Source organism: Kaistella jeonii (genome assembly GCF_000812865.1).
Classification (GTDB): domain Bacteria; phylum Bacteroidota; class Bacteroidia; order Flavobacteriales; family Weeksellaceae; genus Kaistella; species Kaistella jeonii.
The window spans coordinates 104,131-126,320 of sequence record NZ_JSYL01000005.1 but is presented as its reverse complement, the minus strand read 5'-3'; the positions used below and the strand labels follow the sequence as shown (position 1 = coordinate 126,320).

Annotated in this window: 17 protein-coding genes; 5 read left to right on the top strand and 12 right to left on the bottom strand. The window is 35.6% G+C overall.

Going from position 1 to position 22,190, the window contains the following annotated elements; genetic code table 11:
* Nucleotides 1–72: 72 nt before the first annotated feature.
* The gene (locus OA86_RS09330; protein ID WP_039352078.1) at nucleotides 73–519 is read left to right on the top strand and encodes a hemerythrin domain-containing protein; all 447 of its coding nucleotides are present in this window, start codon (nucleotides 73–75) and stop codon (nucleotides 517–519) included.
* A 51-nt stretch (nucleotides 520–570) separates the two neighbouring features.
* Here the strand turns inward: OA86_RS09330 and OA86_RS09325 are convergent, their stop codons facing one another.
* On the bottom strand, nucleotides 571–1,923 hold the full coding sequence (locus OA86_RS09325; protein WP_039352074.1) for a DEAD/DEAH box helicase: 1,353 nt from the start codon (nucleotides 1,921–1,923) through the stop codon (nucleotides 571–573).
* 52 nt (nucleotides 1,924–1,975) lie between these two features.
* Here OA86_RS09325 and OA86_RS09320 point away from each other — a divergent pair, with 52 nt between their 5' ends.
* Together OA86_RS09320 and OA86_RS09315 are read left to right on the top strand one after the other, a co-directional pair.
* On the top strand, nucleotides 1,976–2,617 hold the full coding sequence (locus tag OA86_RS09320; RefSeq protein WP_039352073.1) for a hypothetical protein: 642 nt from the start codon (nucleotides 1,976–1,978) through the stop codon (nucleotides 2,615–2,617).
* A gap of 131 nt (nucleotides 2,618–2,748) precedes the next feature.
* The gene (locus OA86_RS09315) at nucleotides 2,749–4,899 is read left to right on the top strand and encodes an outer membrane beta-barrel family protein (RefSeq protein ID WP_039352070.1); all 2,151 of its coding nucleotides are present in this window, start codon (nucleotides 2,749–2,751) and stop codon (nucleotides 4,897–4,899) included.
* A gap of 40 nt (nucleotides 4,900–4,939) precedes the next feature.
* Here OA86_RS09315 and OA86_RS09310 read toward each other — a convergent pair whose 3' ends face one another.
* From OA86_RS09310 to purM, 6 genes are all read right to left on the bottom strand, one after another.
* Entirely contained in the window at nucleotides 4,940–6,583 is a 1,644-nt protein-coding gene (locus tag OA86_RS09310; protein ID WP_039352068.1) for an AarF/UbiB family protein, read from the bottom strand.
* Nucleotides 6,584–6,675: 92 nt separating this feature from the next.
* The gene (gene guaA, locus OA86_RS09305; protein WP_039352065.1) at nucleotides 6,676–8,205 is read right to left on the bottom strand and encodes a glutamine-hydrolyzing GMP synthase; all 1,530 of its coding nucleotides are present in this window, start codon (nucleotides 8,203–8,205) and stop codon (nucleotides 6,676–6,678) included.
* 204 nt (nucleotides 8,206–8,409) lie between these two features.
* Nucleotides 8,410–9,648 (bottom strand): phosphoribosylamine--glycine ligase, encoded by a 1,239-nt coding sequence (gene purD, locus OA86_RS09300; RefSeq protein WP_039352062.1) that lies wholly within the window; start codon nucleotides 9,646–9,648, stop codon nucleotides 8,410–8,412.
* Nucleotides 9,649–9,773: 125 nt separating this feature from the next.
* Complete coding sequence (purH, locus tag OA86_RS09295; RefSeq protein WP_039352059.1) at nucleotides 9,774–11,291, bottom strand: bifunctional phosphoribosylaminoimidazolecarboxamide formyltransferase/IMP cyclohydrolase; 1,518 nt, start codon at nucleotides 11,289–11,291, stop codon at nucleotides 9,774–9,776.
* Nucleotides 11,292–11,408: 117 nt separating this feature from the next.
* Nucleotides 11,409–11,975: a phosphoribosylglycinamide formyltransferase gene (gene purN, locus OA86_RS09290; protein WP_039352056.1), complete on the bottom strand. Its 567-nt coding sequence runs from the start codon at nucleotides 11,973–11,975 to the stop codon at nucleotides 11,409–11,411.
* Between the two features lie 78 nt (nucleotides 11,976–12,053).
* A complete protein-coding gene (gene purM, locus OA86_RS09285; protein ID WP_039352053.1) occupies nucleotides 12,054–13,043 on the bottom strand; it encodes a phosphoribosylformylglycinamidine cyclo-ligase in 990 nt (329 codons plus the stop codon).
* A 320-nt stretch (nucleotides 13,044–13,363) separates the two neighbouring features.
* Here purM and OA86_RS09280 point away from each other — a divergent pair, with 320 nt between their 5' ends.
* Together OA86_RS09280 and OA86_RS09275 are read left to right on the top strand one after the other, a co-directional pair.
* Entirely contained in the window at nucleotides 13,364–14,227 is an 864-nt protein-coding gene (locus tag OA86_RS09280) for a DUF808 domain-containing protein (protein WP_039352050.1), read from the top strand.
* Between the two features lie 139 nt (nucleotides 14,228–14,366).
* Nucleotides 14,367–14,720 (top strand): DUF488 domain-containing protein, encoded by a 354-nt coding sequence (locus tag OA86_RS09275; protein WP_039352047.1) that lies wholly within the window; start codon nucleotides 14,367–14,369, stop codon nucleotides 14,718–14,720.
* Nucleotides 14,721–14,802: 82 nt separating this feature from the next.
* Here OA86_RS09275 and OA86_RS09270 read toward each other — a convergent pair whose 3' ends face one another.
* From OA86_RS09270 to OA86_RS09250, 5 genes are all read right to left on the bottom strand, one after another.
* Nucleotides 14,803–15,525 carry a pirin family protein gene (locus OA86_RS09270; RefSeq protein ID WP_039352042.1) on the bottom strand — a complete coding sequence of 241 codons (723 nt, stop codon included), beginning with the start codon at nucleotides 15,523–15,525 and terminating at the stop codon, nucleotides 14,803–14,805.
* Nucleotides 15,526–15,779: 254 nt separating this feature from the next.
* Entirely contained in the window at nucleotides 15,780–17,162 is a 1,383-nt protein-coding gene (locus tag OA86_RS09265) for an MFS transporter (protein WP_039352039.1), read from the bottom strand.
* A 45-nt stretch (nucleotides 17,163–17,207) separates the two neighbouring features.
* Nucleotides 17,208–17,732 carry a nuclear transport factor 2 family protein gene (locus tag OA86_RS09260; RefSeq protein ID WP_039352037.1) on the bottom strand — a complete coding sequence of 175 codons (525 nt, stop codon included), beginning with the start codon at nucleotides 17,730–17,732 and terminating at the stop codon, nucleotides 17,208–17,210.
* A 67-nt stretch (nucleotides 17,733–17,799) separates the two neighbouring features.
* Entirely contained in the window at nucleotides 17,800–19,707 is a 1,908-nt protein-coding gene (locus OA86_RS09255; protein WP_126340416.1) for a glycoside hydrolase family 13 protein, read from the bottom strand.
* Nucleotides 19,708–19,932: 225 nt separating this feature from the next.
* A complete protein-coding gene (locus OA86_RS09250; RefSeq protein ID WP_039352035.1) occupies nucleotides 19,933–22,089 on the bottom strand; it encodes a glycoside hydrolase family 97 protein in 2,157 nt (718 codons plus the stop codon).
* Between the last annotated feature and the right edge of the window lie 101 nt (nucleotides 22,090–22,190).

Sequence of the window (22,190 nt, the reverse complement as noted above, 5' to 3'; positions counted from 1 at the left end):
AAAGGTTAAATTACCGAACTTGCAAAAGAAATTCAGCAAGAATCAAAAAAATAATGCTTTTAAAATAAAATTATGAAAAGACACGAAGCTTTAATACAACTCAGCCGCGATCATCACTTTGGTTTATTGCTTTGCTGGAAACTAAAAGAAGGGTTAAAAAGAGAAATTCCCGTTGAGAGGATGGAAAAGTATATTGATCTTTTTTACCTTCAAAATCTTAAACCACATTTTGCTGAAGAAGAGGAAACGATTTTTAAAGTTTTAGGCGAAGAACACCCTTTAATTAAAGAGGCGATTTCGCAACACAGAACCTTTAAAAAAATGATTGAAAATGGTTTTAAAAGTCCAGAAGAAGTAGAAACTTTCCGGGCTTTGTTAGAACTTCATATTCGAACAGAAGAAAGGGAAATCTTTCCTGAAATAGAAAAGCAAGCGACTGATGAACAATTAGAAAATATTTTAAAACTGGATCATCCAGAATTGAAAGAACCTGAATACGAAGATATATTCTGGAAATAAAATTTCCTAAGACTTTAAAAAAATAATCCGGAAGTAAATTCCGGATTATTTTTATTTTTTTCTCTTAGCTTTCGATTTTGCTTTTTCTTGTGCTCGATTAGCTCCAATTTTTTTCGGAAGTTTTCTAGCGTGAGGACCACCCCAGTTTTCCTTCTTATTTTTATCTTTCTTCTCGTGAAATGCACCGCCACCTTCTTCCAGCTTGATGACATTGGCGTTTTTCATGACCACTTCATCTTTTTCAGAAGCAATTTTGACTCTGTTAATCTTAACTTCAGCAGGGAATTCTTTAATAGTTAATGACTTATCCATTAAAACCTCAATGTCTAACAATTGCGCTTCTTCCGTTCTTGTCACAAAAGAAACAGCGATCCCATTTTTGTCTGCTCTTCCCGTTCTCCCAATTCTGTGGATGTACTGTTCCGGCACTTCCGGGATCTCGAAATTGATTACGTGCGTAATATCTGAAATATCCAGACCTCTCGCCATAATATCGGTTGTTATCAAACCACGAACTTCCTGTTTCTCAAAACTTCGCATCGCATTCAAACGGTAATTCTGCGATTTGTTAGAGTGAATAACATCAAATTGATCAGGGAAAAGTTCCTCAATTTTAGTGTAGAGTAAATCGGCGTGTTTTTTATTATTACAGAAAATCAATACTTTAGAAAAGTCAGAATCTGTTTTCAATAAATATTCAAGCAAATTAATTTTGGTATTAAAGTTTTCAACTTTGTATCCAATCTGTTCGATTTTTTCTAATGGAGTTCCCGATTTTGCGAGAGAAATTTCCATTGGACCTGAAAAATATTCATACAATAATGCATCAACTGCTTCAGTCATGGTGGCTGAAAAAAGAATGTTCTGTCTTTTCTCTTTCATCATCTGGAAAATATGAGTCAACTGCGCTTTGAAACCCAAATTCAGCATTTCATCAAATTCATCGATGATCAATTTGCTGACTTCTTTCAGTGAAATTGCATTGTCTATCGCGAGATCCATTACTCTTCCGGGCGTACCTACTAAAATATCGCAACCATCATTGAAAAGTAATTTCTGCGTTTTAATATTTTTACCACCGTAAATCCCAATCACTCTTGCGGTAATATTTTGCGTTAAATTCTCCACAATTCCTGCAACCTGAACCACCAGTTCTCTTGTAGGAACGAGAATTAAAACAGTTGGATTTCCCGACTTGTTGTACTTCCAGTTTTTTAAAACGGGTAACAAATACGCCAACGTTTTTCCGGTTCCGGTCTGAGCAATTCCCATGACGTCGCGACCTGAAAGAATAGGTCCTAAACTTTTTTCCTGAATGGGAGTTGGTTCAAACAAATTTGAATCTGCTAAAACATCGAGAATTTTTTCCGGTAAATCAAAATCGGCAAAAGTGGTTTTTTCCATTTTGCAAAGATAGTTTTTTTGATAAGATTTAAATATTATGTATTTTGGATGAATGAAAAATTATACTTTTCTCATTCTTATTTTATTTTTTTCTTGTGAACAGAAGGTTAAGTCAGGCTCAAATGTAAATGCTGCGAAATCAAATTCAACAATTCCCCTTAAAATTCCAAAAGAGGAAGACTCCATATTAAACGCATGGTCTCACTATTATCAAAAAGAAAATCCAAATTTTAAACCTGAACTTTTCCTGTTAAAAGAAACTTCACCAATTTCATACAGAGAATCTTCTATATATATTCTACATCAAAAGGGTTTTAACGAAATCTACAAACCATTTTTAGTTTTTAGTAAAAGCAGAGATCACTATTTAGATTTCGACAGTTACAACTGGTTCATCGATCCCAATGGAAATGCTGGTTATGAAGCCGATCAACAAGTTGTTGTCGTAGATCTAAAAAAAAAATCTGCAAAACAGATCGCTTTCTTCGGACCGTCGTTCTGGGTGGAAGATGCATATTGGAAAGGTGATTCTGTGGCAGTACTACTGGGAAATTCCTACGAGAAAATCCCATTTAAAATGGAGTTTAACTTTAAAACAAATAAAGCAAAAAATTACATTTATCCAGATACCTTAAAATTTGAAACCCCTTATTCAAAAATAAGATTGAGAAGTAAAGGAATTAAAGTGGAATAATTTTAAATAATCATTAACAAAACGTCATTCAAGTAACTTTTAGATTTTAATGAACACTAATTCAGGATAAAAATAAAATTGGTGTAACGAAACGCTACTTTGCGTTGTCTATAAAGAATATAAACTATTGAATGAAATTTATCCTTATCACTTCCGCCGTGTTCTGCGCTACAATTTTTACCGCACAAACCAAACAAGACAGCATCAAACAAAAAAACATTCAGGAAGTTGTTGTGATCGCCAAAAAACCGACTGTTGAGAACAAGGTAGACCGAACCGTTTTTAATGTTGCAAACAGCTCGATTCTTTCCGGAAATACAACGTGGGATGTTCTTCGGATGACGCCGCTGATAAGTATCGATAATAATGACGTTATAAAAGCGGAAGGTGAAAGTGTGACGGTTTACATCAACGACCGGAAATCGGTGTTCACGGGAAAAGAACTGAAGGAATATTTAAGAACAATTCCTGCAGATAATCTCATGAAAATTGAGGTGATCACAAGTCCGTCTGCGAAATATGAAACTACGGGTGAAGTCATCAATATAGTTTTGAAAAAACTGGAAAATGAAGGTTTGAAAGGAAGCGCAACTTTCACCAACAGTCAAAGCACGAAGAATTCGCAATATTCTAATCTAAATCTTAATTATCACCGGAAAAACTTCACGCAAAATTTGACCGGAAGTTATAGCGATAATACAAGTGTAAGCAAGACCGATAACGAAAATATTTTATATGCAAATAATTCTTTAGGTCTTAATCACTCCGAAAACACTGATATAAACCGTACTCCATCCATCTCCACAACATCAGAGTTAGAGTTGAACGATAAAAATAATATCGGTTTCATCTTCGAATATTCTAAATCAAAAAGAAATCAAAATACAGATTCTTACGGAAGTAACTTTCTGAATGATCAGTTTCAAAATTCCTACACCAAAAATCAATATTTGACAGGGAGCTCGCAGAACCTTGGTAGTAACTTATTTTATAAATATTATGATAAGGTAAAAAATAAGATTTTAGATCTTAACATGGGAATTAATTATAGCGGTGTGAGTGATATTAATGATCACATAACCAATTTCAATACTACAATTATTCCATTAGGGACGAGAATTATTGCCAATAATCAGGAGCGCGAATATTATTTGAAAGCAGATTATTCTCAACCGATCGGTTCTGGCAGCAGTCAGCTGGAATTCGGTGGGAAAATTGATTTCAAAAACAATGTTATTCCTTACGATTATCTAAATCTTGCGGATAACCAATGGGTTTTTGACAATTCGAGAAGTAATGATTTTCACTATACGGATAATTTAAATTCTCTTTATGCCAATTTCAGCAAAACATTTTTTAAAAAATTGGAAACTAGAATTGGATTACGGTTTGAACATATTTCTTACACCATAAAGCAAGATGTTGGTTCTATCGAAAAAAGCAATTCCTACAGTACGCTACTTCCCGACTTGCTGGTAAAGTACTCGCTAACAGAAAATTATAATTTGAGCGCCACTTATAACCACAATGTTTGGCGGCCTTATTATTCAGAATTTAATCCGTTTTTATTGCCTGGAGACGATGGAACGTATTACCGCGGAAATATGGATCTGCAAGCCAATCCAAGTGATCGCTTTTCCCTGAAATTAGGATTGAAGAAAAAATATTTTGTTTCCTTATCTTACTTCTTTACCAATCATGATTACTGGACTTCTTATGTTGTTGAAGATGGAAAAACCATCAGTACACCTACGAATTTTGATGGTAAAGCAGAACGGTATTCTTTGAGTTTTAATACGAATCAAACTTTTTTGAAAAATAAGTTGAATATTAATGTGAACATCAACGCAAATTACGCGGACAATAGTGATTTCAATACGAGAAATAATTTAAATGCTAAAAATTACATTACCAATTTCACAGGTTCAACAAACATGTCTTACACCAATTTATTTGGAAAAGATATTAATTTAAACGGTTGGGTTGGAGTTTTCACTCAGAATAATGGAAATTCGCTTGGCAATAAAACAAATATTTTCCATACGATCTCGGCGACTAAAATATTTCCCAAACTGGAGATGGAAGCAACCTTAAGACTCAATAATATTTTCTCTAAACCATCTTTCGACAGCACTACATATGCACCGATAGGAACTTTTAGAACGGCATCGGTTTTTGACTGGTACGGCGTTTCTTTTTCTCTGGTCAAAAGATTTGGAAATCAAAAAGTAAAAGAAAACACGAAAACGAATGTGGAAAAAGACAGCGGTGGATCAAAATAGTTTGAACATTTTAATAAACCTTTCTCAGCATTTTTTGAAATTATCTTTTCATCAATCTAAGAAAAAGTACCAGTATCAGAGAAATGGAAAGTGTAAAACTGAGGATAATTAAAAGCGGAATTCCACTAATATTGTAAGCACTTTCTGAATTCCAGAGAATAGCGGTGGAAATAATATTCGCACACAAAATCATGGTTAAAATTAGATTCACGATGCTAGATTTAATCAGTTGATGTGTCTTATCAATGCTCTTAATTTCGCTTGTGACTGTAAATTTATTTTCATCTAATTTCTGAAGAAGCGAACGCAATTCTTTCGGGATCTCTTCAATATTATCCGCAAGTTCGAGGAGTTTTTGCGAGCCGGATTTCACTAATTTTTTGGGCGATATTTTATTGAAAATGATTTTTTTAGTGAAAGGCTGCAGACTTTTTACAATATCTAAATCTGGATTAATGCTTCTTCCAACGCCCTCGATCAGACTGATTCCTTTCAAAAGCAGATACAAATAATCTGGCATATTGATTCTGTTGTTCTTTAGAGTATTGCCCATTTTAGCGACCAGTTTCGGAACATCAATATTTTGGATCGAACCGCTGTGAACGAAATTGAGTACGTCTTCAACATCATTTTGAAAAGCTTTTTCATCCGGAATCTCATAACTCACCGCCATCTTCTTTAGATTTTTAACGATCTTCGGCGCATTTTTGGAGACAAAAGCCACGATGAGCTGCTCCAGAATTTCTTTATCATTTGGTTGAATTTTTCCAACCGCGCCAAAATCAATAAAAACGACTTTTCCATCTTTCTTCACCAAAATATTTCCGGCGTGCGGATCTGCGTGGAAAAAGCCGTAATCTAAAATCTGAGAAACAAACAAACGCAAACCAATTTCGGAGATTTTCACGGGATCGATTTCATTTTCCAAAAATCCTTCTTTATTGGTGATTTTTAAGCCATCGATAAATTCCATGCAAAGAATATTGTTGCTACAAAACTCTTCATACACTTTCGGAACGTAGGTTTCCTTATTATTTTTAAAGTTTAAAGCAAATTGCTGAATATTATTTTTTTCGTTGATCAAGGAAATTTCTTCCAGCAGAGATTTTTCGAAAGTGGAGATCGCCTGTTTCAAGTCGAGTTTCTCCCCAATTTCTGAATAGGTCGTAATGACTTTCACCAAATCATGCAGCAACAGCAAATCATCCTGAATATTTTCCTGAACGTTCGGTTTTTTGATTTTCAGAATCACTTCCGGACCATCATTCAAAACCGCTTTATAAACCTGTGCTATTGACGCCGTTGCCATTGGTTTTTTCTGAATGTCGCTAAAATAATCTTTCGGAGAAATATTGAATTCCTGCTCTAAAATTTCTTCCACATTCAGATCAACTTCTTCAACTTTGTCCTGAAGTTTCTGTAATTCTGTAATTAATTCCGGTGGCAATAAATCTTCGCGACTGGAAAAGGTTTGACCTAATTTTACAAACGTAGGTCCCAATTCCTCCAACGCCATTCTGATTCTTTCGTAAACAGAATTCGTAAAAACAACTTCATTTTCATCAACGGAAGGTTCGTTCTTCGCCAGATTCATTCGAGCCAAAATATCTTTGAAACCATATTTGCTAAAAATCGAGATCAATCTCGCTGACCGTTTTAATTTCCGTTGTTGTTTATTAAACATAAAGTAGTTTTACAGGGATTTGGCAAAAAGTATTCCCCAATTCTTTAAAAAAGGGGAATATTTATCATGTATTTTATATTGAGAAATCTAAATTATTCCCACTCAATGGTTGCAGGTGGTTTGCTCGAAATATCATAAGCGACACGGTTGATTCCTTTCACTTCATTAATAATTCGGTTAGAAATGGTATCTAAAAATTCGTACGGAAGTCTGCTCCAGGTTGCAGTCATAAAATCGGTCGTATTTGCGGAACGAACGACTGCGGTATATTCATACGTTCTTTCGTCGCCCATTACACCAACAGATTTCACGGGAAGTAAAACGACGAATGCTTGCGAAACTTTATCGTACAGATCATTTTTGTACAATTCTTCAATAAAAATATCGTCAGCTTCTTGTAGGATCTTAACTTTTTCTTCATCAACTTCTCCTAAAATTCTTATACCTAAACCTGGGCCGGGAAAAGGATGACGGTGAACCAAATGATGGGGAATCCCAAGTTCCTCTCCTACTTTACGAACCTCATCTTTGAAAAGTTCGCGCAAAGGTTCTAACAATTCAAAACCCATTTCTTCCGGTAATCCGCCAACATTGTGGTGCGATTTAATGACAGAAGAAGGTCCTTTTACAGATTGACTTTCGATAACATCTGGATAAATGGTTCCCTGTGCTAAAAATTTCGCGCCTTCAATCTTATGAGATTCTTCGTCGAAAACAGCAACGAATTCATTACCGATGGCTTTTCTTTTTTGCTCCGGATCTGAAATTCCCTTTAACTTAGAAAGAAATCTTTCGGAAGCATCGATCATTTTAATTTTCAAATTAAAATGTTCACCGTAGTTTTCCATTACTTTGTTTCCTTCATCTTTTCTCAAAAGTCCGGTGTCAACGAAGATACACTGCAACTGATCACCGATCGCGCGGTGAATTAAAACAGCAGCAACGGAAGAATCTACTCCACCAGAAAGTCCTAGGATCACTTTTTGATCGCCAACTTTTTCTTTAATGTCTGCTATTGTTTCATCGATGTAATTGGTGAGTTTCCAGCTTTTCGGTGCTTTACAAACATTGAAGATAAAATTTTCTAGCATTCTAGCTCCTTCTTCAGTGTGTGAAACTTCGGGATGAAACTGAACGCAATATATTTTTTTGGATTCATTGGAAATCGCAGAAATAACGTCGGTCATTCCATTGACATAAAATCCTTCGGGAACAGTTTCTACCTCGTCGAAATGACTCATCCAAACGGTAGAAAAGCGACTCACTCCGGAAAGTAAGCTGTTGGATTTTTGGATCTCGAGTTTTGCTTTTCCGTATTCTCCTTTTACGCCTTTCTTTACTGTTCCACCCAATAAATGAGTGATCAGCTGCATTCCGTAGCAAATTCCTAAAATTGGAATATTTTTTTCGAGAAGTGATTTTTCTATTAAATGTGCATTTTCAGCATTCACAGAACTTGGTCCGCCGGAAAGTATAATTCCTGAAGGATTTCTTGCTATGATTTCGTCAATCGGAGTATTGAAAGGAATGACTTCTGAATAAACGCCGTGCTCCCGAATTCTTCTGGCGATCAACTGATTATATTGAGAACCGAAATCTAAAATAATGATACCGTTGTTCATAAATCGAATTTATTTCTTTGGTTTATTTTCTGTAATGATAAAATATTCTGTTTTTATCATTTATTTTATTTTGAAACGAAGTCTTAACTAGCCCCGATTGCAACGGAAATCCTTTTTTGAAAAAAAAGATTGCAGTGGAAAGCGGGAAATAGCTCCTAAAAAAACTGAAAAAAAAAGACGTGAAAAATCACGCCCTTTGTTTTTTTAGAATTTACCTATGTCTTCTCTGTAAAATGCATAATCGAACTGAATTTTCAATGCATCCGCGTACACTGTTTTTCGAGCTTCTTCGTAAGTATCGCCCGTTGCCACAACGCTCAAAACCCGACCACCAGTTGTTATAATTTTGTCACCGGCATATCTTGCGCCTGCAAACATAACCTGGCTATTTTTTACTTTATCTGAATTTTTAATTTCAAATCCGGTATCAATTTTATTTGGGTAACCACCGGAACACATCACGAGACAAATTGCTTTTTCGTCTTTGAATTTAAGATCAATATCTTTTCCGTCAAGACAATCGGTTATGACGTCGAGAAGATTGTTTTCCATCAATGGCAAAATAACCTGAGTTTCTGGATCGCCCAGTCTTAAATTGTACTCCAGAAGATAAGTTCCGTCGTTGGTCACCATTAAACCAAAGAAAATAAATCCTTTGAAATGAATACCGGCGCCTTGAAGTCCCGCCAATGTAGGTGCTAAAATATTTTTCTCGAAATCTGCGTAATGCGCCTCTGTAAATTCAGGACTTGGTGCAACACTGCCCATTCCACCGGTGTTTGGACCTTTATCGCCTGTCCATGCTTTTTTATAATCTTTTACAGAAACACATGGGAACAATTTTTTACCGTTCGCAAATGCAATAATTGAAGCTTCAAAACCTCTCAAATATTCTTCGATAATCAATTGAATTCCGGCATCACCATAAATTCTTTCGATCATAAAACGATGAATCGTTAACTCAGCTTCTGCCAAATCAGTTGCAATCACAACTCCTTTTCCACCAGCAAGACCACTTGCTTTGATAACGATGGGGAATTTTTGAGTCTTCACATAATCCATTGCGTCTTGGTAGGCATCGAAAACTACCGCTTTTGCAGTTTTAATGTTATTGGTTTGCATGAATCTTTTAGAAAAAGCTTTACTACCTTCCAATTCGGCGGTTCTTTTTCGTGGGCCGAAAATTTTCAGGCCATGTTCTTTAAAATCATCAACAATACCTTCTACCAAAGGAGCTTCTGGACCAACAATGGTAAGATCGATTCTTTCATTAATGGCGAAATCCCGCAAAGCGACTACACTTTCTTCATATACGTTTTGACCAAGTTTAGCGGTGGTTGCATTGCCTTTTGCAAAATACATTTTAGAAATTCTACTGTCGCTGTGTAATTTCATAGCGATTGCAGATTCTCTTCCGCCGTTTCCTACGATTAATATTTTCATATTTAGTTTGCTTATTTAGAGTTTTACAAAATTACTGATTTGTAAATGGATTTCAAATTTAGTTTGAAGAAAAGTTTCTTAATTTTTAGTTAACACTGTGGATAAGATTGATAATCAGCATTTAATCAGTGGAAAAAATGACGCATCCCGGTAAACATCATTGGAATTCCATGTTCGTTTGCAGCTTCAATGCTTTCTTCGTCACGCATACTTCCACCAGGTTGAATAATTGCTTTGATACCTTCTTTTGCACAAAAATCAACAACATCCCGGAAAGGGAAAAATGCGTCTGAAGCTAAAACCAGATCTCCGGAGAATTTCTGTTTTGCTCTTTCTACGGCGTGTTCGGTTGCCCAAATTCTATTCACCTGTCCGCCGCCAATTCCTAAAGCCTGATAACCGTTGGAAACAACGATCGCATTTGATTTCACATATTTTACAACACGCTGCGCAAATAAAAGTGCTTTCTCCTGATCCGGAGTTGGTTGAAAAACGGTTACGGTTTCTATTTTTTCTGAAAATTGACTGTCATTATCCTGAACTAAAATTCCGCCATCTACTTTTACCCAGGTTTGAGCATCGGAAACAGGATTTTTAATTTTGATAATTCTTAAATTTTTCTTTTTTCTTAAAATTTCTAAAGCCTCTTCATCGAAATCTGGTGCCATCACAATTTCGAGAAAGGTTTTATTTAATTCTTCTGCAGTTGCTGCATCTACTTTGAAGTTCATACCAATAATTCCGCCAAAAATGGAAACTGGATCACATTCAAAAGTTTTCTTGTAAGTTTCTAAAGCAGAAGTTCCAACAGCAACGCCACATGGTGTAGAATGTTTCACGGCGCAACATGCCATTTCTTCTTTGAATTCGTTCACGACTTTCCAGCATAAATCCATATCACGGAGATTGTTGAAAGACAATTCTTTTCCACCCAAAATTTCGAAATCTTTCATCGCGCCATTATCCGTTGTTGAAACGTAATAAGCTGCAGTTTGATGTGGATTTTCGCCGTATCTTAAATCAGAAACTTTCTTATAAGAAGCATTTAAATATTGTGGATATTCTTCTTCCAGAAGCATTTTAGATATTGCGCCGTCGTACGCAGAAGTCAAGTTGAATACTTTTCCGGCGAGTTTTTTTCGTGTTTCTAAAGTCGTGTCGCCAGTTTCAGCAATTTCCTGCTGCACTTTTGCATAATCTTCAACATCGGTCAGAACTGTTACCGAATTATAATTTTTTGCACCGGAACGCAACATTGAAGGTCCGCCAATATCGATGAACTCGACTTTTTCATCTAAAGAAATATCGGAATTTGCATTTTCGAAAAATGGATATAAATTGACAATGACCATTTCAATTAATCCAATTTCGTGTTCCTGAACGGTTTTCATATGTTCTTCATTTGTACGAACAGCCAATAAACCGCCGTGAACTTTGGGATGTAACGTTTTTACACGACCATCTAACATTTCTGGGAAGTCGGTAACTTCATCAATTTGAATGGGATTTAAACCCGCTTCTTTCAAATGTTTGAATGTTCCGCCTGTGGAAACCAATTCGTAATTGTTTGCTTCTAAAAACTTTGCAAAATCTATGAGTCCAGACTTATCGGAAACGGAGATGAGCGCTCTTTTTTTTGACATTTTCTTTCTTTTTACTTTTTATTAGATCCCGTTCTTTCACCAACGGTTTTTGTTTTATTCATTCATTCATAGGGCTTCATCCTATGCTTTTGATTGCGTCATGTTGTGGCTTGGTTGTCAGTTTTTATTTAAAACCAAGTTGATTGCTTTTGGATAAATTTCAAATTCTGTATCGTGAATTTTCTGGGCTAAAGTTTCTACGGTTTCATTTTCACCTATTGGAAAAGATCTTTGGACAATAATTTCGCCTTCATCAATTCCGGAGGTTACATAATGAACTGTTGCGCCACTTTCGTTTTCGTTTGCTTCTAAAACTGCGTCGTGAACATGATTTCCCCACATTCCTTTTCCACCAAATTTTGGTAATAATGCAGGATGAATATTGATGATCTTTCCTTGAAAAGATTCACAGAACTCTTTATTTAAAATTGATAAAAATCCGGCGAGCACAATTAAATCTGTATCTCCAGGAATAACGGTTTTTAATTCTGAAGAAAATGTTTTTCCTCTGGGAATTAACTGCGTTGCAATTCCATGTTTTTTAGCACGTTCCAAACCGAAACATTCGCGATCAGCGATCACTGAAGAAATATGGGCATTTAGAATTTCTCCACTTTCGATGCAGTCGATAATTCTTTGAAGGTTTGTTCCGCCACCGGAAACCAGAACGACAATATTTTTCATTTATTTAATGTAACAGTTTACCAATTTATTAATGTGTTGAGATTGTTACACTGGTATATTTATATATTGGTACATTTATTAGATTAATTTTATCTTCTCCGCACCTTCATTGATTTCACCGATTTCGTAAGCATCCTCAATTAGATTCAGTACTTTCTCTGCATGTTCTTCATCGGTAACGACAACCATTCCAACTCCCATATTGAAAGTTCCGTACATTTCCATACGATCAATATTTCCTCGCTTTTCTAATTCCAACATTACAGATGGAATTTTAATTTTTGATACCTCAATCGTCGCACACAAATTTTCAGGGATAATTCTGGGAATATTTTCAATAATTCCGCCACCTGTGATATGAGCGATTCCACAAACATCAATTTCTTCTAAGATTTTGTGAATCGGTTGATAATATAATCTTGTAGGTTCAAGAAGTGTTTCGTACAAAGGTTTTCCTTCAAACTCTTCATTGAAATCAGGGAAAATTTTTCTTACCAATGAAAAACCATTGGAGTGAAATCCAGAACTTGGAAGTGCAATAATTTTACAACCTTTCTTAATATTTGAACCATCGATGATCTGATCTTTTTCTACAATTCCAACACAAAAACCTGCGACATCATAATCTCCAGGTTTGTACATTCCAGGCATTTCCGCAGTTTCTCCACCAATTAGTGCGCAGTTATTGTCTTTGCAAGCTTTTACCATTCCCATCACAATTTCGGCAGCGATTTCTGAATCTAATTTTCCGCACGCTAAATAATCGAGGAAAAAAAGAGGTTTCGCGCCATGACAAATAATATCATTTGCGCACATTGCAAAACAATCAACTCCTATCGAATCATATTTTTTTGAATCTAAAGCAACTTTCAGTTTAGTTCCTACTCCATCGGTTCCACTTACTAAAACAGGATTTTTGTAACCTGCGATTTCATAGAATGCACCGAAACTTCCGAGATTATTCAGCACATTTGCATTATGCGTTTCCGAAACTGCAGTTTTTATTTTATCTACGGTTTTGTAACCTTCTTCTTTATCGACTCCGGCGGATTTATAGGTATTGCTCATTTTGGTTTCTTTAATGGTATGATTCTAAATTTTTTATTTAAAATTTGAAGATCTGTTTTAACTACAATAAAAAAGCCGACAATCATTCTGATGGTCGGCTTTTTATTTATTTTTCAGCGTCGTTTACATTCCCAAATTCTTGGATTTCTTCTTTTGGTGAATGTATATGATGCGGTTTCACTTATAAAAATTTTGTTTTGCGAAAATAAGATTTTTTAACGAATTTAGAAAATGCTTCTTCATAAAATAATCCCAAAAATAAATCGAACTGAAATTGTCACCGAAATAAGTACTTTTGGAGACTCAAAAAAAATTTAATTATGGCTTCAGGCTTTTTTGCAATATTAGATGATATCGCAGCATTAATGGATGATGTTGCAGTCGCTTCAAAAATCGCAACCAAACAGACTGCAGGAATTCTGGGCGATGATTTGGCGGTGAATGCAGAAAAAGCCACCGGTTTTTTATCATCAAGGGAAATTCCGGTGCTGATGAAAATCATGAAAGGATCTTTTCTTAACAAACTCATCATTCTACCCATTGCTTTTCTGTTGCAATTTCTTTTTCCACCTGCGATTAAAGTAATTTTAGTTTTAGGAGGATTATATCTGGCTTTCGAAGGTGTTGAAAAAATTATCGAATATTTTTTCCATCAAAAAAAAGAGGGCGAAAAAGTAGTTGAAGAAATTGGCGATGCAGCGGAACTGGAAAATTCAAAAGTGAAATCTGCCGTGATGACCGATTTTATTTTATCTATTGAAATTGTTATCATTGCTTTAGGATCTGTTTTAGACAAAAGTTTACCAATTCAAATTGTTACCGTTTCTGTGGTCGCAGTTTTAGCGACTATTGGAGTTTACGGAATCGTTGCATTAATCGTGAGAATGGACGATGCAGGATATAAATTAATCAAAAAATCCAATAACAAAGGAATTCTAAACGCTCTCGGAAATTTTTTAGTAAAAGCTTTACCCATTATTATAAAAGCATTATCCGTCATCGGAACTATTGCTTTATTATTAGTTTCAGGTGGAATTTTCGACCATAATATTGAAGTTTTGCATCACTTTTGGCCCAACTTTCCAGAAATGGCGAAACAGCTTCTATATGGAATTATTGCTGGTTTGCTGATGGTTGTTTTATTCAATATTGGTAAGAAAATCTATTCTTTGGTTAAGAAATAAAAATTCCATTCATAATTTTTCAACAAAAATATTTTCCAGATTTTGATATTTGGAACCTCAATTTTATTGATTTCATTTGAAATTCGGCAGACTTAATTGAAACAGAAACTTTTTTTTCTTAAATTTATAAAAAGTCAAGATGGAAATTTTAGAAAAAAGAATCTACGAAAAGGCTGAAAAAGAAGATGGTTTCAGAATTCTTGTAGATCGACTTTGGCCAAGAGGAATGAAAAAAGAAGATGCGCATATTGACTTATGGGCAAAAGAAATCGCACCTTCAAACGAACTGCGGAAATCTTATCACGGAAAAGAAATTGATTTTGAGGAGTTCAATGCAAAATATTTGAAAGAACTCAATGAAAATCCAGAAACGGAAGCATTTTTAAATCAAATTAAAAAACATAAAACGATTACTTTGATGACCTGTGTAAAAGACATTACGATAAGTGAAGTTCCTGTTTTGAAGGTGTTTTTGATAAAAAAACTTTTATAATCAAAAACTTTTATAAATATAAAAAAAACGGATCACATTAACTGCAACCCGTTTTCTGATTTGATTATATTTAAATAAATAATTACATTTTAGGCAAATCCATCGGGACTTCCATTAATAAGATCTCGGAATCTTCTGTCGCTTCTAAAGTAAGCGCTTCAGTTTCCCAAACTCCGAATCCGTCTCTGGTTTCTAGATTTTGATCACCTACTTTTGCTGAACCTTTTAAAACAAATAAATAAACGCCATTTTTCGGATCGTGTAATTGATATTCTTTCGAAATTCCTTTTTCAAATTTTGCTAAGATAAACCAAGCATTTTGGTGAATCCAAACTCCTTCATCATCTGGATCTGGAGAAAGGATCTGTTGGAAATCATTTAATTTTTCACCTTCTTTAATACTGATCTGATCGTAACGAGGTTCTACATTCATTTTGTTTGGAATGATCCAAATCTGTAAGAACTTCACAAGTTCTTCTTTATTTTTATTGTATTCGCTGTGCTTAACGCCAGTTCCAGCACTCATCACCTGAATTTCTCCTTTTCTAATAACGGAAGCTGTGCCCATAGAATCTCTGTGTTCTAAATCACCCTCCAACGGAATCGAAATAATTTCCATATCGCGGTGCGGATGCGTGCCGAAACCCATTCCTGATGCGACCTGATCATCATTCAAAACACGCAAAACTCCAAAGTGCATTCTTTCAGGATTTTGATAATTTGCAAAACTAAAAGTGTGGTGAGATTTCAACCAACCGTGATCTGCGAAACCTCGTGAATCTGATTTGTGATAAACTGTTTTCATATCTTTTCTATTTTATTTAAAAAAATTTTTATGCTCTAATTATTTAACAAAAGTATCATCTTATCGCCTGAAAAGCATTGATTTAAGATAAGAAGGGTGCGAAGACTTTTCAGAAAAACTAAAGAGAAAAAAAGCCATCTCAATACTGAGACGGCCTGTTGAAATTTTCTTCATAAAAAATATTTCTTTCAGCAAATTTGGAGAGTTCATAACATTAAACTTCAAGCAAAATTTTCGATTAATGTTTTTAGAATTTAAAAATGAACCTGCTTAATTTCTTCTTCAAGTTCCTGCGGTGTTTCGTCTTTATCATTTTCGATTAAGAACATGGTTACTGCTGCAGCAATCAACATACAAACTCCACCGACAACGACATAATCCATCGCCATATTTCCGAAAAGATTTTGAACAATTGGTCCGCCGAAAATACCATTTATAATTTGCGGAATTACAATGAAGAAATTAAAAATCCCCATATAAACTCCCATTTTATGTTGTGGAATAGCATCGATCAACATTGCATAAGGCATCGCCAAAATACTTGCCCACGCAAAACCAAGTCCGACCATGGAGATCCAAAGCATATTACTGTCTTTAATAAAGAACATAGAAATCAATCCTAAACCTCCACAAAACAATGCTAATGCGTGAGTTTGTTTTTTACCAATAGCTTTTGCAATAGGTGTTAACAGAAATGCAAACGGAATGGCAAATAAATTATAGAGTCCGAATAAATGACCTGTTAAATCTCCGGCTTTGTTATATTGTAAAGATTTTGTGTCTTCAGGTGAAAGTCCAAAAGTATGAGTTGCCAAAGCACTTGTGGTAAAAACCCACATCGTAAATAAAGCAAACCAGGAGAAAAATTGTACGACTCCAAGCTTTTTCATTTTGGAAGGAATCTTCGAGAAATCCCTGAACATTTCAGAAAATTTAGAAGGTTCTGCCACACTTTCATCGCCTGCAAATTCCGCAAATTCTTTAGGCGAATATTCTCTTGTGGTTACGATCGTATAAAGGATCGAAATAATTAAAACCGCTGCACCAATATAAAAAGCATAGATCACATTATTGGCGACAAAACCTTCTGCGGCAACATTCGAAACTCCTAATTTTGTCAGCAAGTTTGGCATTTCAGAACCAATTACTGCACCAATACCAATTAAAATTGTTTGAACGCCAAATCCTATCGTTCCCTGATGTTTTGGCAGCATATCTCCTACTAAAGCACGAAAAGGTTCCATTGCAATATTGATGGAAAAGTCCATCATTGCTAAGAAAATTACCGCTAAAAGTAAAACACTCGCGCCTAACATTGTTGTTGCAGAAGCTGCATTTGGTAAGGCAACTAAACCGATTGCACATAAAGTAGCACCGATTAAAAAATAGGGTTTTCTTCTTCCGAGTGGACTCCAAGTGTTGTCGCCCATATGACCAATGATCGGTTGTACAATTAAACCTGTAATTGGCGCAACGAGCCAAAACCAAGACAGTTGTCCTACATCTGCACCGAAGTTGGCCAAAATTCTACTTGCATTTCCATTTTGAAGTCCAAACGCCATTTGAATTCCCAAAAATCCCATACTCATGTTGATGATCTGCGGAATAGAAAGATTTGGCTTTATTTTTTTTATCATTTTTTTAAATGTTGAATGTTAGATATTTAATAATGGATGCAAATATTATTTCTTTTTTAAATCAGAAATTATTTCGTCTTCAATCGGTGTTTTTATTTTGATAATATCTTTGTTGACCTCATTGGGAATGGTCATTGATAAAACATATTGTCTAATTTTCCACTGGTTTCCTATTTTTTCAAGAACGCCACTTCCGCGACAAAGCTTCATTTGAGTATCCAATAACTCGTTAAACCAGGCGTATTTTCCATCGGCGCTAAAAGTGATGTTTCTTTTTAAGGAAGTAAAACTCCAGGCTCTTCCTTTGTCGAAAGCAGATTTCGCGTAATCCATGAATTCTTTTTTGTTCCAAACTTCATTGGCATCAGTTCCGATGAAGGTAGATTCTTCTGCGTAGAGATTGAAGTAGTTTTTAAAATCTGCAGTTGCAGCATACAAATTCAGATCATCTAAAACTTTGCTCACATTCTTTTTCTGTACGTTTTCGTAAAAACCTTTTTTCTGCGAGAAAAGGGAATTGGAGAAAAGTAGTAGAAAGGTAATTAATGTAAATGTTATATTTTTTTTCATTCTTATTAAATTTTAAAGAGGCGACAAGTTCAGCATGACCCTGTGCATTTTTACCAGTTTATTTCTATTATTCAAGTTCTAAAATTAGTGAAGATTTTCCTGAAATTGTTAATTTATTTTCAATAGAAATTGGAATTTCTTTACCCGAAATAACATCTTTTCCTTTGGAAATTCCCTCCAAGGATTCAGCGAATCGTTTCAAGTCAAAAGTTTGTTCGTTTTCATTATTATTGATGATGACCATTACCTTGTCATTATTTGAATCGCCATTTTTACTGGACAAGTCGCGACTTTTCCCTGCATTATCATTATACCGGAAGTAAACATATACTTTTTCTTTTGGGATATAATGTTTGGTTTTCCCGGTGTGAATGACTTCTTTTCCTTTTCGCCAGTTCAGTAATTTTTGGGTATAATCGTAAAATTGTTTTTGTTCGGATGTTTGGGTTTCTGGATTGAATGCATTTTGAGCATCTCCTTTCCAGCCGCCGGGAAAATCTCGTCGAATATTAGCATCGCCCCCTTTGTTTTTATCGCCCAGCATTCCGATTTCTGAACCGTAATATAATTGCGGAATTCCACGAATGGTTGCGATTAAAGTCATCGCCATCTTGTAATATCGAACATCACCTTTAAAAATCTCATTAAATCTTTCGGTATCGTGATTTTCAAAAAAGACCAAAATATTATTGATGTTCGGATACAAAAAATCGTTGCTAAAAGAATCGTAGATTTTTGTCATTCCTTTATCCCAACTTTTTTCTTCTTTCAAAGCATCTGGTAAATCGGTGTATAAACTAAAATCCATCACCGAGGGAAGATTCGAATTATAATTTTCTATGGCTGCAATTTTAGAATCCTTTTGCCAATAGGAAATGTGCGCCGGACTCGACATCCAGGCTTCGCCGACAATATTGAAATTCGGATATTCGTCGGTGATCGCTTTTGCCCATTTTGCCATCGCAATTTTATCGTTGTAAGGATAAGTATCGACGCGCAATCCGCCAAGTTCGGCATATTCGATCCACCAGATTGCATTTTGAGTCAGGTATTTTAAAAGCAGAGGATTGCTTTGATTAAGATCAGGCATAGTCGTATCGAACCAACCATTTAATGCTTCTTCTTTATCGATTTCAGAAACATTGGTGTCAAACTGAGATGATATTCTGTAATTGGATCTTTTGAAACCATATTTTCCTTCACCATCTTTGAATTGATGGATCCAGTCTTTGGTTGGTAAATCCTGAATCATCCAGTGTGAAATTCCCCAGTGATTGGTGACGTAATCCTGAATGAGCATCATTCCACGTTTTTGAAGATTGCGGGAAAGTTCAAGATATTCTTCGTTGGTTCCGTAACGGCCATCAATTTTATACAAATCAGTTTGAGCATAACCGTGATAGGAAGTTTTCTTTTCGTTGTCTTCATTTACGGGAGTGAGCCAAAGAGAAGTTACGCCTAAATTTTGGAGATAATCTAAATGATTAATGACGCCACGCAAATCGCCGCCATGTCTTCCACTTGGTAAATTGCGGTTTGCTTTTTCGGTAAGGTTTGGTTGAGAATCGTTTGATGGATCACCATTTGCAAATCGATCAGGCATAATTAAATACATGACATCTTTTGATGAAAATGAATTTCTGTCTGCAGAACCTGGATTTCTTTTTTTGAGTTCGTAAGTGTAAGAATCGGCTGTTTTCTTTCCGTTTTTAAAATTAATTTTAAAAGAAGAATTTTTTACCTCATCGGTATTAATGGTGATGAAGATATAGTTTGGATTCTCGGTTTTGGTCAGATTTTTTATCTTAATGTTATCGGAAAGCTCGACATGATATTTTGAAATATCTTTTCCGTAAACCAAAATCTGGAGTTCGGGATTTTTCATTCCATGCCACCAGAAAGCGGGTTCTACTTTTTGGATCTGCGCGAAACTAAATAATGAAATGAATAGAAATAGGAATGATATTTTTTTCATGTTTTTTTAAGATGGCGCGAGCGAAGCGAGCGTCAGTTTTTTAATTTTCAGTAACGTTGGTCAAGTTGTTCGGAAACTTTGTCCAAGATTTTTAAACTTTGACAAAGTATTAATTGATCGCTAAAATCCTTAGCCCCGATCGCAGCGGCATCCTTTTGTGGAGCAAAGCGGAACAAAAGATATAGCGAAGAGCGGGATCAGCTCCTAAAAAAAATTTTATAATTTTTACTTTACAGGTTCTATAGAAATGGCGTAACCACCGCTTCTTGCTAACTTTATTGGAAGTTTTGATTTACTGGTGACGGTTTTCTTGTAAATTTTGTAAGACTGCGGATTGTTGATGTAATCGGCATCGTCGCCATCGGCATAAACGGTTGCTTCGTATTTTTTACCTTTTGGAAGGAAAGCAAAATCTACGGTATAAGTTCTGGCATTTTCATCGGTGATCCCACCCACAAACCATTCGTCTTTTCCTTTGGTTTTACGTGCGGTATGAATATAATCGCCGGGTTCTGCGGATAAAATAACGGTATCATCCCAATCTAATGCAACATCTTTAATGAACTGAAAAGCATCCATATGTTTGGCGTAATTTTCCGGTAAATCGGCCGCCATTTGAAGTGGAGAATACATAACCACATACAACGCCAACTGTTTTGCCAAAGTGGTTTTCACAAATCTCGTATCGCCAGGAAAATAATAATCGAATTTAGTCTGGAAAATTCCCGGCGTATAATCCATTGGTCCGCCCATAAAACGGGTGAAAGGTAAAATGGTTTGATGATCGGGATTGTTTCCGCCGAAAGCTTCGAACTCAGTTCCACGGGCAGCTTCTGCAGCGATCCAGTTTGGATAAGTTCTGCTTAAACCACTTGGACGAACCGATTCGTGGGAGTTGATCATGATCTTGTAATCGTTGGCTTTTTCAGCAATTCTTAAATAATGATTGATCATCCATTGTGAATAATGATGTTCACCGCGAGGAATAATATTTCCAACGTAACCAGTTTTCGCAGATTCGTAACCATATTTATTCATCAACTTAAAAGCGTCATCGGACCATCTTTCGTAGTTCGTTGCAGAACCTGACGTTTCGTGGTGCATCATCAATTTCAAATTTTTCGAATGCGCATAATCGTTCAACATTTTGATGTCAAAATCGGGATATGGCGTGATGAAATCGAAAACGAATTCTTTGCTGTGGCCGAACCAGTCTTCCCAACCGGTGTTCCAACCTTCGATGAGTAAAGCATCGAAACCGTTTGCTGAAGCAAAATCGATGTATTCTTTTACTTTGGTATTGTTGGCGGCGTGTTTTCCATTAGGAGTTAATTTAGAAAAGTCTGTAATTCCGATGTGTACATTATTCGCGGTCGAATAAGCCCACTGCGATTTTCCGATAATCATTTCCCACCACACTCCCATATATTTTGTAGGATGAATGTAAGAAGTATCTTTATATTGAGTGGGTTCATTAAGGTTAAAAAGCATTTTTGAAGCTAAGACTTCTTCGGCTTTCGGGGAGACGATAATGGTTCGCCATGGAGAAACTGATGGAGTTTGAATATAACCTTTCGCACCTTGAGCATCTGGAGTTAAATGGGTTTTAAATCTGAAATTTACAGCGTCCAATTCTAAATTTGAAGCCGGATAATTGATGACGGCAGCTTCTGCAATATTCATATACAACTGATCTTTGCCTTCTTTTTTCAACATTAAAGGAGTTTGTACTGCATTTTTAATTGGAGTTTGGGAGGCATTTCCATCATAAGAAGTGGGCCATTTTGCAGGGATTTCTGATAATTTGGTGGTTTGAGTTTGATATTCTTCGGTATCGTAATCGCCGGCAAGCCACCAAGCTTTCATATCGGTTGGAAGATCGATCTCGGAATCTTCTTCTTTAATGACGAAATAATTCAGATTTTTTTGCTCGGGAAATTCATACCTGAAACCTAAACCATCATTAAACAAACGGAATTTAACTACAATATGTCGGTCGTTTGCGGCTTGATCCAAAGTCACTGCCAGTTCGTTGTAGTGATTGATGTATGATTTTTTTTCACCCATGATCGGATCCCAAGTTTCGTTTTTGGAATCGAATTTCTCTGCAGTTTTGGTAAAGCCATTATCTAAATCTTTTCCTTTCTGATCTTTATTTTCAATTTCGGAGGCGAATTGAATATTGCCGTCTTTCAACAGTCTCAATCCTAATTTAGAATCTTCGACTACTGTTTTTCCATCGTATTTTAAATTATAGTATGGAACTCCTGTTTTCAACTGGAAATTCATTTCGAATTTTCCGTCGGGAGATTTTAAAGATTGTGCATTGAGCAGAAAATTTCCCAATAAAAGGAAAAGTACCGAAGTTTTTAGATTTTTCATAATGATTTTTTCCAATCAATAAATTTAGAGAAAATGGGAGTCATAACCAATTATTTGGAGCATCTTTATCCATAAAAAACCAAAAAAACTGCTGCAAAAAA